The organism is Streptomyces sp. NPDC040718 (genome assembly GCF_055593565.1).
In genome coordinates this window covers 145155-160540 of the sequence record NZ_JBVIXO010000008.1, presented here as the reverse complement: position 1 = coordinate 160540, position 15386 = coordinate 145155, and the positions used below count along the sequence as shown (strand labels likewise).

Annotated in this window: 17 protein-coding genes; 15 read left to right on the top strand and 2 right to left on the bottom strand. The window is 71.6% G+C overall.

Translation table 11 applies throughout. The features are described from left to right. The first annotated feature begins 8 nt into the window (after positions 1–8). Positions 9–620 carry a 30S ribosomal protein S4 gene (rpsD, locus tag ACZ597_RS21420; RefSeq protein WP_030294564.1) on the top strand — a complete coding sequence of 204 codons (612 nt, stop codon included), beginning with the start codon at positions 9–11 and terminating at the stop codon, positions 618–620. A gap of 17 nt (positions 621–637) precedes the next feature. Here rpsD and ACZ597_RS21415 read toward each other — a convergent pair whose 3' ends face one another. Continuing rightward, positions 638–1312: a hypothetical protein gene (locus tag ACZ597_RS21415; RefSeq protein ID WP_471332381.1), complete on the bottom strand. Its 675-nt coding sequence runs from the start codon at positions 1310–1312 to the stop codon at positions 638–640. Positions 1313–1492: 180 nt separating this feature from the next. Between ACZ597_RS21415 and ACZ597_RS21410 the strand changes: the two genes are divergently transcribed. The 14 genes from ACZ597_RS21410 (at position 1493) to nusB (ending at position 14561) form a co-directional block, all read left to right on the top strand. After that, complete coding sequence (locus tag ACZ597_RS21410) at positions 1493–1921, top strand: DUF948 domain-containing protein (protein ID WP_471332378.1); 429 nt, start codon at positions 1493–1495, stop codon at positions 1919–1921. Positions 1922–1929: 8 nt separating this feature from the next. Further along, a complete protein-coding gene (locus ACZ597_RS21405) occupies positions 1930–2292 on the top strand; it encodes a DUF6167 family protein (RefSeq protein WP_471332376.1) in 363 nt (120 codons plus the stop codon). Continuing rightward, on the top strand, positions 2292–4961 hold the full coding sequence (alaS, locus tag ACZ597_RS21400) for an alanine--tRNA ligase (protein WP_471332373.1): 2670 nt from the start codon (positions 2292–2294) through the stop codon (positions 4959–4961). The genes ACZ597_RS21405 and alaS overlap by 1 nt, the downstream gene beginning before the upstream one ends. A 2-nt stretch (positions 4962–4963) precedes the next feature. Beyond that, positions 4964–5434: a Holliday junction resolvase RuvX gene (gene ruvX / locus ACZ597_RS21395; protein WP_471332370.1), complete on the top strand. Its 471-nt coding sequence runs from the start codon at positions 4964–4966 to the stop codon at positions 5432–5434. A gap of 128 nt (positions 5435–5562) precedes the next feature. Further along, complete coding sequence (gene mltG, locus ACZ597_RS21390) at positions 5563–7296, top strand: endolytic transglycosylase MltG (RefSeq protein ID WP_471332367.1); 1734 nt, start codon at positions 5563–5565, stop codon at positions 7294–7296. A 6-nt stretch (positions 7297–7302) separates the two neighbouring features. Then, positions 7303–8130 carry a shikimate dehydrogenase gene (locus tag ACZ597_RS21385; RefSeq protein ID WP_471332364.1) on the top strand — a complete coding sequence of 276 codons (828 nt, stop codon included), beginning with the start codon at positions 7303–7305 and terminating at the stop codon, positions 8128–8130. A 187-nt stretch (positions 8131–8317) separates the two neighbouring features. After that, complete coding sequence (aroC, locus tag ACZ597_RS21380; protein WP_471332362.1) at positions 8318–9502, top strand: chorismate synthase; 1185 nt, start codon at positions 8318–8320, stop codon at positions 9500–9502. After that, complete coding sequence (locus ACZ597_RS21375; protein ID WP_007263039.1) at positions 9499–10017, top strand: shikimate kinase; 519 nt, start codon at positions 9499–9501, stop codon at positions 10015–10017. Before aroC ends, ACZ597_RS21375 begins: the two co-directional genes overlap by 4 nt. Then, entirely contained in the window at positions 10014–11105 is a 1092-nt protein-coding gene (gene aroB / locus ACZ597_RS21370) for a 3-dehydroquinate synthase (protein WP_469114999.1), read from the top strand. Before ACZ597_RS21375 ends, aroB begins: the two co-directional genes overlap by 4 nt. Then, a complete protein-coding gene (aroQ, locus tag ACZ597_RS21365) occupies positions 11102–11542 on the top strand; it encodes a type II 3-dehydroquinate dehydratase (protein ID WP_344159399.1) in 441 nt (146 codons plus the stop codon). The genes aroB and aroQ overlap by 4 nt, the downstream gene beginning before the upstream one ends. 46 nt (positions 11543–11588) lie before the next feature. After that, positions 11589–12323, top strand: coding sequence for an AAA family ATPase (locus ACZ597_RS21360; protein WP_471332358.1), 735 nt, complete (start codon positions 11589–11591; stop codon positions 12321–12323). Between the two features lie 71 nt (positions 12324–12394). After that, on the top strand, positions 12395–13501 hold the full coding sequence (locus ACZ597_RS21355; RefSeq protein ID WP_471332355.1) for an aminopeptidase P family protein: 1107 nt from the start codon (positions 12395–12397) through the stop codon (positions 13499–13501). A gap of 59 nt (positions 13502–13560) precedes the next feature. Then, a complete protein-coding gene (gene efp / locus ACZ597_RS21350) occupies positions 13561–14127 on the top strand; it encodes an elongation factor P (RefSeq protein WP_007263034.1) in 567 nt (188 codons plus the stop codon). A 2-nt stretch (positions 14128–14129) separates the two neighbouring features. Further along, complete coding sequence (gene nusB / locus ACZ597_RS21345) at positions 14130–14561, top strand: transcription antitermination factor NusB (protein ID WP_427707325.1); 432 nt, start codon at positions 14130–14132, stop codon at positions 14559–14561. A 203-nt stretch (positions 14562–14764) separates the two neighbouring features. On the opposite strand, the gene bldD is transcribed toward nusB, so the two are convergent. Beyond that, the gene (gene bldD / locus ACZ597_RS21340; RefSeq protein WP_007263032.1) at positions 14765–15265 is read right to left on the bottom strand and encodes a transcriptional regulator BldD; all 501 of its coding nucleotides are present in this window, start codon (positions 15263–15265) and stop codon (positions 14765–14767) included. Positions 15266–15386 lie beyond the last annotated feature (121 nt).

Here is a 15386-nt window from a genome sequence, read left to right as displayed (position 1 = left end):
GGTTCCCCGTGAACCAGAAGCGACCCAAGGTCAAGAAGTCGCGTGCCCTCGGCATCGCCCTGACGCCGAAGGCTGTCAAGTACTTCGAGGCCCGCCCCTACCCGCCGGGCGAGCACGGCCGTGGCCGCAAGCAGAACTCGGACTACAAGGTCCGTCTGCTGGAGAAGCAGCGTCTGCGCGCGCAGTACGACATCTCCGAGCGCCAGATGGCTCGCGCGTACGACCGCGCCAAGAAGGCCGAGGGCAAGACGGGCGAGGCGCTGGTCGTCGAGCTCGAGCGTCGCCTCGACGCCCTGGTCCTGCGTTCGGGCATCGCCCGCACCATCTACCAGGCCCGCCAGATGGTCGTTCACGGCCACATCGAGGTCAACGGTGGCAAGGTCGACAAGCCGTCGTTCCGTGTCCGTCCGGACGACGTCATCACCGTGCGCGAGCGCAGCCGCGAGAAGGTTCCGTTCCAGGTTGCCCGTGAGGGTGGCTACGCAGGCGAGGGCGAGACCCCGCGCTACCTGCAGGTCAACCTGAAGGCCCTGGCCTTCCGCCTGGACCGCGACCCGAACCGCAAGGAAATCCCGGTCATCTGCGACGAGCAGCTCGTCGTCGAGTACTACGCCCGCTGATCCAGCGGACGTAGCCCTCACAGGCTGGTTCCGGCCCGCCGTCCCCTCCGGGGGGCGGCGGGCCTTTGCGTTCCCGGGCGCCGCCCGGGGGCCCACTGCGCCCGCAGCACCAGCGCCTCCACGGTGAGCTGCCGGCCCTCGGCCGCGTGCGCCGCGTACCGCTCCGGGCCCAGCACCTCCCCGGCCCGCTCCTGGCACGCCAGCCGGGGCGCGTTGAAGTACCCCGACCCGAACAGCCGCAGCCCGACCCCGTCCCACATCGGCTCCGCCGCGCCCTGGAGCACCGCCGCCTCGGCCGCCGCGCCCTCGGTGACCGTGACCAGCGCCAGCAGCTCCACCGCCGGCACCAGCCCCACCAGGTCCCGGAACGTGTGGTTCGCCATCACGGTGTGGTCGGTGAGGTGGAGGGCCTCGGCCACGGTGAACTCCAGCAGCGCGGGATCTCGTACGCAGGGCAGTCCGGCCAGCCAGACGCCGTCGCAGTAGCGTTCCTGCGGATCCTCGGCGGCCGCCCGGGCCGCGGCCAGCGCCAGCCGGGACTTCCCCACCCCGCCCACCCCGGTCACCGTGACCAGCCGGGAGGAGCCCAGGAGCCGCGCCACCCCGGCGAGTTCGGCACCCCGCCCGACGAAGGAACTCAGCTCCGAGGGAAGATTGCCCGACGGTCCTCGTCGGGTGGGTCGCTGTCGCATGGGACACGGAGAGTACTGTTCCGGACGCGCCGCGTACAAGGCGGGTCCGCAGGGGCGCGCACCGGACCCGGAATTCCGGTACTGCGGCGGATCTCCGGCGCGATAGGGTCGGAGGGAGACTTTTCTCCGTAGTCGATCCGCAGTGAAACCGTAGGCAAGCAGAACAGGGAGCGGTGCAACGTGTCCGGTGGAGAGGTGGCCGGCATCCTCGTGGCCGTCTTCTGGGCCATTCTGGTGTCCTTCCTCGCCGTGGTGCTGGTGCGGCTCGCGCAGGTGCTCCGCGCGACCACCAAGCTCGTGGCCGACGTCACCGAGCAGGCCGTCCCGCTGCTCGCGGACGCCTCGACGACCGTCCGCTCCGCGCGCACCCAGCTCGACCGGGTCGACGCCATCGCGAGCGACGTCCAGGAGGTCACCTCCAACGCCTCCGCGCTGTCCTCCACCGTGGCCACCACCTTCGGCGGACCCCTGGTCAAGGTCGCGGCCTTCGGCTACGGCGTCCGCAAGGCGCTGGGCCGCACCGAGGACGCCCCGCAGAAGACCAACCGGCGAACCGTGATCGTCGGCCGTACGGTGCCGCCGGCCCGGCGCCGGAAGCAGAAGGGCTGAGACCGCCGATGTTCCGCCGAGCCTTCTGGTTCACCGCAGGCGCCGCCGCCGGCGTGTGGGCCACCACCAAGGTCAACCGCCAGCTGAAGAAGCTGACCCCGGAGAGCCTCGCCGCCCAGGCCGCCGACAAGGCCGTGGAGGCCGGGCACCGCCTGAAGGAATTCGCCCTCGACGTCAAGGCGGGAATGACGCAGCGCGAGGACGAGCTGAACGACGCACTGGGACTCCACCAGGATCCCGACCTGTCCGACAACGTCACCGCCCTCCCCGGGCCGCGGCGGCTGCGGGCCATCGAGTACCACCAGAACGACAAGACCACGTACCGCTCGAACAAATCGACGGTCACGCACAACCGGAATGAGGACCACTGATGGAGTCGGCTGAAATCCGCCGCCGCTGGCTGAGCTTCTTCGAGGAGCGCGGTCACACCGTTGTCCCTTCGGCGTCGCTCATCGCGGACGACCCGACTCTGCTGCTGGTCAACGCGGGCATGGTCCCCTTCAAGCCGTACTTCCTCGGCGAGACCAAGCCCCCGGCCCCCCGCGCCACCAGCGTGCAGAAGTGCGTCCGTACACCGGACATCGAAGAGGTCGGCAAGACCACCCGCCACGGCACGTTCTTCCAGATGTGCGGCAACTTCTCCTTCGGGGACTACTTCAAGGAAGGCGCCATCAAGTACGCCTGGGAGCTGCTGACCAGCTCCGTGGCGGACGGCGGCTACGGCCTCGAGCCCGAGAAGCTCTGGATCACCGTCTACCTCGACGACGACGAGGCCGAGACGATCTGGCGCGACGTGATCGGCGTTCCCGCCGAGCGCATCCAGCGCCTGGGCAAGAAGGACAACTTCTGGTCCATGGGCGTCCCCGGCCCCTGCGGCCCCTGCTCCGAGATCAACTACGACCGCGGCCCCGAGTTCGGCGTCGAGGGCGGCCCGGCCGTCAACGACGAGCGCTACGTGGAGATCTGGAACCTGGTCTTCATGCAGTACGAGCGCGGCGCCGGCGACGGGAAGGAAGACTTCCCGATCCTCGGTGACCTGCCGTCGAAGAACATCGACACCGGCCTCGGTCTCGAACGCCTCGCGATGATCCTGCAGGGCGTGCAGAACATGTACGAGACCGACACCCTGCGCGTGGTCATGGACAAGGCCACCGAGCTGACCGGCGTGCAGTACGGCGCCGCCCAGGGCACCGACGTCTCGATGCGCGTGGTCGCCGACCACATGCGCACCTCCGTCATGCTCATCGGCGACGGCGTCACCCCCGGCAACGAGGGCCGCGGCTACGTGCTGCGCCGCATCATGCGCCGCGCCATCCGCAACATGCGCCTCATGGGTGCCACCGGCCCGGTCGTGCAGGACCTGATCGACGTCGTGATCGACACGATGGGGCAGCAGTACCCCGAGCTGGTCACCGACCGCAAGCGGATCGAGACCGTCGCCCTCGCCGAAGAGGCCGCCTTCCTGAAGGCCGTCAAGGGCGGCACCAACATCCTCGACACCGCCGTGACCGAGACCAAGGCCGCCGGCGGCACGGTCCTCTCCGGCGACAAGGCGTTCCTGCTCCACGACACCTGGGGCTTCCCGATCGACCTCACCCTGGAGATGGCCGCCGAGCAGGGCCTCTCCGTGGACGAGCCCGGCTTCCGCCGCCTGATGCAGGAGCAGCGCGACCGGGCCAAGGCCGACGCCAAGGCCAAGAAGACCGGTCACGCGGACATGTCGGCCTACCGGGAGATCGCCGACGGCGCCGGCGCCACCGAGTTCACCGGCTACGCCACCAACCAGGGCGAGTCCACCATCGTCGGCCTGCTGGTCAACGGCGTCTCCGCGCCCGCCGCCTCCGAGGGCGACGAGGTCGAGGTCGTCCTCGACCGCACCCCCTTCTACGCCGAGGGCGGCGGCCAGCTCGCCGACCAGGGCCGCATCAAGCTCGACACCGGTGCCGTCATCGAGGTCCGCGACGTCCAGCAGCCGGTCCCCGGCGTCTCCGTGCACAAGGGCTCCGTGCAGGTCGGCGAGGTCACGGTGGGCGCCTCCGCGTACGCCGCCATCGACGTCAAGCGCCGCCGGGCCATCGCCCGCGCCCACTCGGCCACGCACCTGACCCACCAGGCGCTGCGCGACGCCCTCGGCCCGACGGCCGCCCAGGCCGGCTCCGAGAACAGCCCCGGCCGCTTCCGCTTCGACTTCGGTTCGCCGAACGCCGTCCCCGGCTCGGTCCTCACCGACGTCGAGCAGAAGATCAACGACGTGCTCTCCCGCGAGCTCGACGTCACCGCCGAGGTCATGAGCATCGACGAGGCGAAGAAGCAGGGCGCCATCGCCGAGTTCGGCGAGAAGTACGGCGAGCGGGTCCGCGTCGTCACCATCGGCGACTTCTCCAAGGAGCTGTGCGGCGGCACGCACGTCGGCAACACCTCCCAGCTGGGCCTGGTGAAGCTGCTCGGCGAGTCCTCCATCGGCTCCGGCGTGCGCCGTGTCGAGGCCCTGGTCGGCGTCGACGCGTACAACTTCCTCGCCAAGGAGCACACGGTCGTCGCCCAGCTCCAGGAGCTCGTCAAGGGCCGTCCGGAGGAGCTGCCGGAGAAGATCGCCTCCATGCTCGGCAAGCTGAAGGACGCCGAGAAGGAGATCGAGAAGTTCCGCGCGGAGAAGGTCCTCCAGGCCGCCGCCGGTCTCGCCTCCAACGCCCAGGACATCCGCGGCGTCGCCCTCGTCGTCGGCCAGGTGCCGGACGGCACGGGCGCCGACGACCTGCGCAAGCTGGTCCTCGACGTCCGCGGCCGCATCCAGGGCGACCGCCCGGCCGTCGTCGCGCTGTTCACCGTGGCGAACGACCGTCCGCTGACCGTCATCGCCACCAACGAGGCGGCCCGCGAGCGCGGCCTCAAGGCCGGTGACCTGGTCCGCACCGCCGCCAAGACCCTCGGTGGCGGCGGTGGCGGCAAGCCGGACGTGGCCCAGGGCGGCGGCCAGAACCCGGGCGCCGTGCCCGAGGCCATCGCCGCCGTCGAGCGCCTCGTGGCAGAGACGGCCTGACGATGACCCTGCGCCGCGGCCGCCGACTGGCCGTCGATGTCGGAGACGCCCGGATCGGGGTCGCGTCCTGCGACCCCGACGGGGTGCTCGCCACGCCGGTGGAGACCGTCCCGGGCCGGGACATCCCCTTCGCCCACCGGCGGCTGCGGCAGCTCGTCGAGGAGTACGAGCCCCTCGAAGTCGTGGTCGGCCTCCCCCGCTCGCTCAGCGGGCGGGAGGGGCCGGCCGCGGCCAAGGTGCGCGCATTCGCGAACGAACTGGCCAAGGGGATCAAGCCGGTGACGGTCCGTCTGGTGGACGAGCGGATGACCACGGTCACCGCCGCCCAGGGCCTGCGGGCCTCCGGGCGGAACGCGAAGAAGGGCCGGTCGGTGATCGACCAGGCGGCCGCTGTGGTTATCCTCCAGAACGCTCTTGAGACCGAACGGGTATCAGGTAATCCGCCCGGTGAGTGCGTCGAAGTGGTTGTCTGATCGCGATACGGTAACGTTCCGCGCGATGAGACGGCATTCGAACAGCCGTCGCTCACCACCAAAGAGGCGGAACCGGGTGTCGCGGCCGACGTAAGCCGCGGCCTTCGTCTCGCGGCTCTAGGGGACCGATGACTGACTATGGCCGGGGCCACGGCTCCGAACCGTGGAACCCCCAGGACCCCCTCTACGGGGACCAGGGGTGGACCGCGCACCAGACGCAGCAGGCGCAGGTGCCCTACGGCGGGGACCCGCAGCAGCAGTACCCGCATCCGCAGGAGCCGCAGTACCAGCAGCAGTACGCGGGCCAGTACCCGCAGCAGTACGACGAGCAGGCGTACGCGCAGCAGCTCCAGTACCAGCAGATGGCCCAGCAGCAGATGGCCGCCCAGGCCATGGCGGCGCAGCAGATGGCCCCCCAGCCGGCGTACGACGGCGGCGCCGGCCCCGGCTGGGACACCGGCCAGGGCCAGTACGCGGCGGCGGCCGTGCAGGTCGACCCGTACGCGGGCGCGGACCCGTACGCCCAGCAGGCCGTCGGGGCCTATCCCGGCGAGGCCCCGGACCTGTACACGACGGCCGAGGCCTACCCGCCCCCGCAGCCGCCCGGCCTGCGCCACCTGGAACCGGAACCGGTCGAGGAGCCGCTGGACGAGGAGGAGCCCGACGAGGCGCTCCTGCCCGCGGGCGGCCGGGGCTCCGACGACGGCGACGATCCGCCCTCGCGCGGGCGCCGGGCCGGCGGCCGCACCAAGGGCGGCAAGGGCGGCAAACAGAAGAAACGCAGCGGCACCGCATGCCTGGTCGCCGCCGTGGTGATCATCGGCGTCGTCGGCGGTGGCGGCTACTACGGCTACAACTACCTCCACGACCGCTTCGCCCCGGCCGAGGACTTCGCCGGTGAGGGCACCGACGAGATCATCGAGGTCGAGATCCCCAAGGACGCCGGCCTCGGCCAGATGGGCCGCCTCCTCAAGCAGGCCGGCGTGGTCGCCAGCGCCCAGGCGTTCGTCGACGCGGCGAAGGCCAACCCCAAGGGCAATTCGATCCAGCCCGGCGTCTACCCGATGAAGAAGAGGATGTCGGCCTCGGCCGCCGTCGCGCTGATGATCGACCCCAGCAAGCTGAACGTCATCACCATCGCCGAGGGCTGGCGCAACTCCAAGGTCTACGAGGCCATCGACAAGAAGCTCGGCAAGCCGGACGGCACCACGAAGGACGTCGCGCTGCGCGAGGCGAAGAACCTCGGCCTGCCGGCCTGGGCCGGCAACAACCCGAAGCTCGTCGACCCGCTGGAGGGCTTCCTGCTTCCGGCGCGCTACGACCTGAGGAAGGACAGCACGCCCGAGTCGCTGCTCCGGCAGATGGTCAAGAACGCGGCCGACAAGTACACGGAGATGGGGATCGAGGGCAAGGCCAAGGAGCTGAACCTGGAGAACCCGCTCCAGGTCGTCACCGTCGCCAGCCTCGTGAACGCCGAGGGCAAGAACCACGACGACTTCCGCAAGATGGCCGAGGTGGTCTACAACCGCCTCAAGAAGACCAACGACGTCACGAACCAGAGGCTCCAGTTCGACTCGACGTACAACTACGTCAAGAACCAGAGCGAGATCAACTTCAACCTGAAGGAAGCCCAGGCCTTCGACAACCCGTACAACACGCACTTCGTCAAGGGACTCCCGCCCGGCCCGATCGGGAACCCCGGCCTGGACGCGCTGACCGCTACGCTCAACCCCGACCACGGCGGCTGGATGTTCTTCGTGTCGGTCGACGGCAACAAGACGACCTTCACCAAGACCTACGAAGAGCACATGAAGCTCGCCGACGAGTTCCAGGCACGGCAGAAGCAGAAGAACGGCGGGTAGCAGGACATGTCACGGATACGGGCCGCGGTGCTGGGTTCGCCCATCGAGCACTCCCTCTCCCCGGTGCTGCACCGCGCCGCGTACCGGGAGCTCGGCCTCGACGACTGGTCCTACGACCGGTTCGAGATCGACGAGGCCGCCCTGCCCGCGTTCGTGGCGGACCTCGGCCCCGAGTGGGCCGGGCTGTCGCTGACCATGCCGCTCAAGCGGGCGGTCATCCCGCTGCTCGACGGGATCAGCGACACCGCCGCCTCGGTGGAGGCCGTCAACACGGTGGTGTTCACCGAGGACGGCCGCCGCCTCGGCGACAACACCGACATCCCGGGGCTCGTCGCCGCCCTGCACGAGCGCGGCGTCGAGAAGGTGCCCGCCGCCGCGATCCTCGGGGCGGGGGCCACCGCCTCCTCGGCGCTCGCCGCCCTCGCCCGGATCTGCACCGGCGAGGTCACCGCGTACGTCCGCTCCCGCGCCCGCGCCGACGAGATGCGCCAGTGGGGCGAGCGGCTCGGCGTGGACGTCCGTACGGCCGACTGGTCGGACGCGGCACGGGCCCTGGAGGCGCCGCTCGTCATCGCCACCACCCCGGCCGGCGCCACGGACGAGCTGGCCGACGCCGTCCCCGCGGCGCCCGGCACCCTCTTCGACGTCCTCTACGACCCCTGGCCCACCGCCCTGGCCGCAGCCTGGTCCGGGCGCGGCGGCACCCTCCTCGGAGGGCTCGACCTGCTCGTCCACCAGGCCGTACTCCAGGTCGAGCAGATGACCGGCCGCGCCCCCGGCCCGCTGGCCGCCATGCGGGCCGCCGGCGAAGCGGCCCTGCGCGCCCGCCACTGACGCCCCGCGCGCGGGAAGCCGATGGCCGAACCCGGCACCGTCGCGCACGCACGGGCCGCCCGGTCGTCCGTCAGCTGGACCGAGATCCGCAGGACCGCCCGGACGTGGGAGGATTCGGGTACGGCCGTCCGGTCCGCGCAGCCGGGACGAGCCGTCGCAGTGCCAGGCGCGAGCATGAGGAGCATCGTTGAGCAGGTTGCGTTGGCTGACCGCAGGAGAGTCGCACGGACCGGCACTGGTCGCGACGCTGGAGGGCCTTCCCGCCGGCGTCCCGGTCACCACCGAGCTGGTGGCCGATCACCTGGCCCGGCGCCGGCTCGGCTATGGCCGCGGTGCCCGCATGAAGTTCGAGCAGGACGAGATCACCTTCCTCGGCGGCGTCCGCCACGGCCTGTCCCAGGGCGGCCCGGTCGCGGTCATGATCGGCAACACCGAGTGGCCCAAGTGGGAGACGGTCATGTCGGCCGACCCGGTCGACCCCTCGCTGCTCAAGGAGACCGGCCGCAACGCGCCGCTGACCCGCCCGCGCCCCGGCCACGCCGACCTCGCGGGCATGCAGAAGTACGGCTTCGACGAGGCCCGGCCGATCCTGGAGCGCGCCAGCGCCCGTGAGACCGCCGCCCGCGTCGCCCTCGGCGCCGTCGCCCGCTCCTTCATCAAGGAGGTCGCGGGCATCGAGATCGTCTCGCACGTGGTGGAGCTGGCCTCGGCCAAGGCCCCCTACGGCGTCTACCCGACCCCCGCCGACGTCGACAAGCTCGACGCCGACCCGGTGCGCTGCCTCGACGCGGACGCGTCGAAGGCGATGGTCGCGGAGATCGACCAGGCCCACAAGGACGGCGACACCCTCGGCGGCGTCGTCGAGGTCCTCGCGTACGGCGTGCCGGTCGGCCTCGGCTCCCACGTCCACTGGGACCGCCGCCTGGACGCCCGCCTCGCCGCCGCGCTCATGGGCATCCAGGCCATCAAGGGCGTCGAGGTCGGCGACGGCTTCGAGCTGGCCCGCGTGCCCGGCTCCAAGGCGCACGACGAGATCGTCTCCACCCCCGAGGGCCTCAAGCGCACCTCCGGCCGCTCCGGCGGCACCGAGGGCGGCCTGACCACCGGCGAGCTGCTGCGCGTACGCGCCGCGATGAAGCCCATCGCGACCGTGCCGCGCGCCCTGGCCACCGTCGACGTCGCCACCGGCGAGGCCACCGTCGCCCACCACCAGCGCTCCGACGTCTGCGCCGTGCCCGCCGCGGGCATCGTCGCCGAGGCCATGGTCGCGCTGGTGCTGGCCGACGCCGTCGTCGAGAAGTTCGGCGGGGACTCGGTCCCCGAGACCCGCCGCAACGTCCGGTCCTACCTCGACAACCTGCAGATCCGGTGACGGGCGGCCCTCTGGTCGTACTCGTCGGACCCATGGGTTCCGGCAAGTCCACGGTGGGCGGCGTGCTCGCCCGCCGGCTCGGCGTCCCCTACCGGGACACCGACGCGGACATCGTCGCGGCCCAGGGCCGGGAGATCTCCGACATCTTCGTCGACGAGGGCGAGCCGTACTTCCGTGAGCTGGAGCGCGCGGCCGTCGCGGCCGCCGTCGCCGAGCACACGGGAGTCCTCGCCCTCGGCGGCGGCGCCGTCCTCGACGAGGGCACCCGCGCCCTGCTCGCCGGGCTGCCCGTCGCGTACCTGTCGATGGACGTCGAGGAGGCCGTGCGCCGCGTCGGGCTCGGCGCCGCCCGCCCGCTGCTCGCCGTCAACCCGCGCCGCCAGTGGCGCGAGCTGATGGAGGCCAGGCGCCACCTGTACACCGAAGTCGCGCGCGTCGTCGTGGCCACCGACGACCGCACCCCCGAAGAGGTCGCCCAGGCGGTCCTCGACGCTCTGGAGTTGAAGGACGTATGACAGACCAGGTGACGCGGATCAACGTCGGCGCCAGCGCCGGACACGACGCGTACGACGTGCTGGTCGGCCGGCAGCTGCTCGGCGAGCTGGGCGGCCTGATCGGCACGAAGGCCCAGCGGGTCGCCGTGATCCACCCCGAGGCGCTGGCCGACACCGGCGAGGCGCTGCGCGCGGACCTGGCGGAGCAGGGCTACGAGGCGATCGCCATCCAGGTGCCGAACGCCGAGGAGGCCAAGACCGTCGAGGTGGCCGCGTACTGCTGGAAGGCGCTCGGCCAGTCCAACTTCACCCGCACCGACGTCATCGTCGGCGTGGGCGGCGGCGCCACCACCGACCTGGCGGGCTTCGTCGCGGCCAGCTGGCTGCGCGGGGTGCGCTGGATCGCCGTCCCGACCACCGTCCTGGCGATGGTGGACGCGGCCGTCGGCGGCAAGACCGGCATCAACACCGCCGAGGGCAAGAACCTCGTCGGCGCCTTCCACCCGCCGGCCGGGGTGCTCTGCGACCTCGCCGCGCTGGAGTCGCTGCCGGTCAACGACTACGTCAGCGGCCTCGCCGAGATCATCAAGGCCGGGTTCATCTCCGACCCGGTGATCCTCGACCTGATCGAGGAGGACCCGGCGGCGGCCCGTACGCCCGCCGGCCCGCACACGGCCGAGCTGATCTGCCGCTCCATCCAGGTCAAGGCCGACGTGGTCTCCAGCGACCTCAAGGAGTCGGGGCTGCGGGAGATCCTCAACTACGGCCACACCCTCGCGCACGCCATCGAGAAGAACGAGCGCTACAAGTGGAGGCACGGCGCGGCCGTCTCCGTCGGGATGGTCTTCGCGGCCGAACTGGGCCGGCTGGCGGGGCGGCTCGACGACGCCACCGCCGACCGCCACAAGGCCGTGCTGGCCTCGGTGGGCCTGCCGCTGACCTACCGCGGCGACCAGTGGACCAAGCTGCTCCAGACCATGCAGGTCGACAAGAAGTCCCGCGGCAACCTGCTGCGCTTCATCGTCCTGGACGGCCTGGCCAAGCCCACCGTGCTGGAGGGCCCGGACCCGGCGCACCTGGTCGCCGCGTACGGCGAGGTCTCCGCGTGAGCCGCCCGGTGCTGGTCCTGAACGGCCCGAACCTGGGCCGGCTCGGGTCCCGCGAGCCCGACGTGTACGGGGCCACCTCGTACGCGGGCCTCGTGGAGAGCTGCCGCACCCTGGGCGCCGAACTCGGCTTCGACGTGGAGGTCCGCGAGACCAACGACGAGGGCGAGCTGGTGCGCTGGCTGCACGAGGCGGCGGACGGCAAGATCCCGGTCGTCATCAACCCGGGCGCCTTCACGCACTACTCGTACGCCATGCGGGACGCGGCCGCGCAGCGCACCGCGCCACTGATCGAGGTGCACATCTCCAACCCGTACGCCCGGGAGGAGTTCCGGCACACCTCGGTCATCGCGGCCGTGGCGACCGGTACCGTCGCGGGCTTCGGGCTGGGCTCCTACCGGCTGGCGCTGCGTGCGCTGGCGGAAGAGGTCACGGCCTGAGATAACGTTCTCGCATCAGTCGCCTGAACGAGACGGAGTGGCGCGGATGCAGCACGGAGTGGGGGGCTGGGGTCCGCCGGGACAGCACCCGGCGGTTCCCCCGCAGCCGCCGATACCCCCTGCGCAGGGCTGGCCGGTGGCGCCGGTCCCCGAAGCGACGGGGCACATCCCGCTGCCTCCCGCCGCGGCCGCCGTGCCCGTGCCGCCCGCGCCCGGTACCGGCGGGGCCGTGCTCGCCGTACTGCTCATCGGCCCGGCGGGCGCCGGCAAGACCACCGTGGCCCGGCACTGGGCGGCGACCCGGCCGGTGCCGACCGCGCACATCAGCCTGGACGACGTCCGCGAATGGGTCTGCTCGGGCTTCGCGGACCCGCAGGCCGGCTGGAACGAGCACTCCGAGGCCCAGTACCGCCTGGCCCGCCGCACCTGCGGCTTCGCGGCCCGCAACTTCCTGGCGAACGGGATCTCCTGCATCCTCGACGACGCCGTCTTCCCGGACCGGCCCGTGGTCGGCCTCGGCGGCTGGAAGCGCCACGTGGGGCCCGCCCTGCTCCCGGTCGTGCTGCTGCCCGGCCTGGACGTCGTCCTCGACCGCAACGCGGCCCGCTCCGGCAACCGCAGGCTCTCCGACGAGGAGGTCGCCCGCATCCACGGCCGGATGGCCGGCTGGTACGGCTCCGGGCTGCCGATCATCGACAACTCCCACCTCGACGTCGAGGGCACCGCGCGGGCCCTGGACGAGGCCCTCGCGCGGGCGCTGACGAGCCCGCCGCGCTGGTAGGACGGCCGTCCCGGCCCCGTCCGGACGCGCTCGCCGGGCCGGATGAGCGGTGCGCTCGTAGGCTCGAAGACATGTCAGACGTGTACGAGGCCCGCAGGGGCCTGCTCCGCGAGCGCTGCGCCGCCGCGGGCAACTCCGCCGCCCTGGTCACGCGTCCGGCGAACGTCCGCTACCTCGCCGGGGCGTCCCCGCTGGGCGCCGTCCTGCTGGTCGGGCCCGCCGAGGACGTGCTGTTCTGCCCCGGGGCGCCCACCGGCGAGGCGGAGGAGGGGCGGCTCGACGAGGGGCTGCGGGTCTGCGTACTGCCCGCCCCCGGCGCGGATCCGGCCGTGGCCGCCGCCGACCTGGCCGCCTCCGGCCGGGCCGACTCCCTCGCCGTGGAGGAGCACCACCTCACCGTCGGCCGGCACCGGGCCGTGCACTCGGTCGCGCCCAGGCTGCGGCTGGCCGACCTCGGCACGGCGGTGGAGCAGCAGCGGCTGGTCAAGGACGAGGAGGAGATCGCCTGCCTGCGGATCGCCGCGGAGATCGCCGACCAGGCCCTCGGCGAGCTCCTGGAGTCGATCCTGGTGGGCCGTACGGAACGCCACCTGGCGCTGGAGCTGGAGCGCCGGCTCGTCGACCACGGCGCGGACGGCCCGGCGTTCCCGACCTCCGTGGGTACCGGCCCGCACTCGGGACGTTCCCGGCACCGGCCCTCCGACCGGCGGGTCGAGGAGGGCGACTTCCTCTCCGTCTGCCTCGGCGCCAACTACCGGGGCTACCGCTGCGAGATCGGCCGCACCTTCGTGATCGGCACCACTCCGGCCGACTGGCAGATCGAGCTCTACGACCTGGTGTTCGCCGCCCAGCGGGCGGGCCGGCAGGCCCTGCTGCCGGGCGCCGCGTACCGCGACGTGGACCACGCGGCACGGTCCGTACTGGACTCGGCGGGGCACGGCGAGGCCCTGGCGGGATGGATGGGACACGGGGTCGGTCTCGAAATCGACGAGGACCCGCAGCTTGCACCTACGGCAATGGGTAAACTGGACGCTTGCGTGCCGGTCACCGTCGAACCGGGGGTTCACCTCCCCGGCCGGGGAGGTGTCCGGATCGATGACACGCTCGTCGTGCGCCCCGAGGCGGACGGCGGTCCCGAGCTACTCACCATTACGACCAAGGAGCTGCTCGCGCTCTAGTCCGAACCGCCGGACCGTGCGCGCATCCGTGGTCTTCCAGTGCAGGAGATTCCGCAACCGTGGCTTCCACGAACGACCTCAAGAACGGCATGGTGCTCAAGCTCGACGGTGACCAGCTCTGGTCCGTCGTCGAGTTCCAGCACGTCAAGCCCGGCAAGGGCCCGGCCTTCGTGCGCACCAAGCTCAAGCACGTGCTCTCCGGCAAGGTCGTCGACAAGACCTTCAACGCCGGCACGAAGGTCGACACCGCCACGATCGACCGGCGTGACATGCAGTTCTCGTACATGGACGGCGACTACTTCGTCTTCATGGACATGAGCACCTACGACCAGCTGATGGTCGACCGCAAGGCCGTCGGCGACGCCGCCAACTTCCTCATCGAGGGCTTCACCGCCTCCGTGGCCCAGCACGAGGGCGAGGTGCTCTACGTCGAGCTCCCGGCCGCCGTCGAGCTGACCATCGAGCACACGGACCCGGGCGTCCAGGGCGACCGCTCCACCGGCGGCACCAAGCCCGCCAAGCTGGAGACCGGCCACGAGATCCAGGTCCCGCTCTTCGTCACCACCGGCGAGAAGATCAAGGTCGACACCCGCACCAGCGCCTACCTCGGCCGGGTGAACAGCTAACCGTGGCTGCCCGGAGCAACGCGCGCAAGCGCGCCTTCCAGATCCTCTTCGAGGCCGACCAGCGCGGCGTGCCCGTGCGCGAGGTCCTCGCGGACTGGATCCGCCACTCGCGGTCGGACGACCGGCAGCCGCCGGTCAGCGCCTTCACGATGGACCTCGTCGAGGGCTACGCCGACAAGGTGAACCGCATCGACGACCTGATCGTCACCTACGCCGTGGACTGGGAGCTCGACCGCATGCCGGTCGCCGACCGGAACATCCTGCGCCTGGGTGCCTACGAGCTGATCTGGGTCGACGAGACCCCGGACGTCGTGGCGATCGACGAGGCCGTGCAGCTGGCCAAGGAGTTCTCCACGGACGACTCGCCCGCGTTCGTGAACGGCCTGCTGGCCCGCTTCAAGGACCTGAAGCCGAGTCTGCGCCGGGGCGAATAGCCCGGAGCCGGACGGCTGAGCGGAGGGCCCGCGGCGCATGCGCGCCACGGGCCCTCCGCCGTTCTCCGGCCGTCGTACCGGTCCCGAGAGGTCCGGTTCGGACTTCTGCCGGTCGACCGACGAAAAACCGGCGGGTGCCGGCGCCCTGGGGCGCCGGCACCCGCCGGTAACGTTTCTGCTGAGCCTGGACGGATCCCCTGGGACTAGATGTCCTCGTGGGCCACGGCGCGACGCGCGTCGGCGTCCAGGACGCCCCAGCTGATGAGCTGCTCGGTCAGGACCGAGGGGGACTGGTCGTAGATGACGGCCAGGGTGCGCAGGTCGTCCTGGCGGATCGACAGCACCTTGCCGTTGTAGTCGCCGCGCTGGCTCTGGATGGTCGCCGCGTAGCGCTGGAGCGGGCCGGCCTTCTCGGCGGGGACGCCCGCCAGGCGCTCCAGGTCGAGGCGCAGCTTCGGCGGCGGCTCGGCCGCACCGCCGGGGGTCGTGCCCGGCAGCAGTTCCTGGACCGGAACCCCGTAGAAGTCCGCCAGCTCGGCGAGGCGCTGGACGGTCACGGCGCGGTCCCCGCGCTCGTAGGAACCGACCACGACGGCCTTCCAACGGCCCTGGGACTTCTCCTCGACTCCGTGGAGGGAGAGGCCCTGCTGGGTGCGGATGGCGCGGAGCTTGGCCCCGAGCTGTTTGGCGTATTCGCTGGACATAACGCTCCCGGACGCTGTGACGCTGTGACTACATGGAGACCATGCGGCTCCGCCGCGCGGCTGGTAACTCACTGTGAGGTTACGCAGCGTTACGTGGATGCGTCAAGCCGAATGCTCTTCC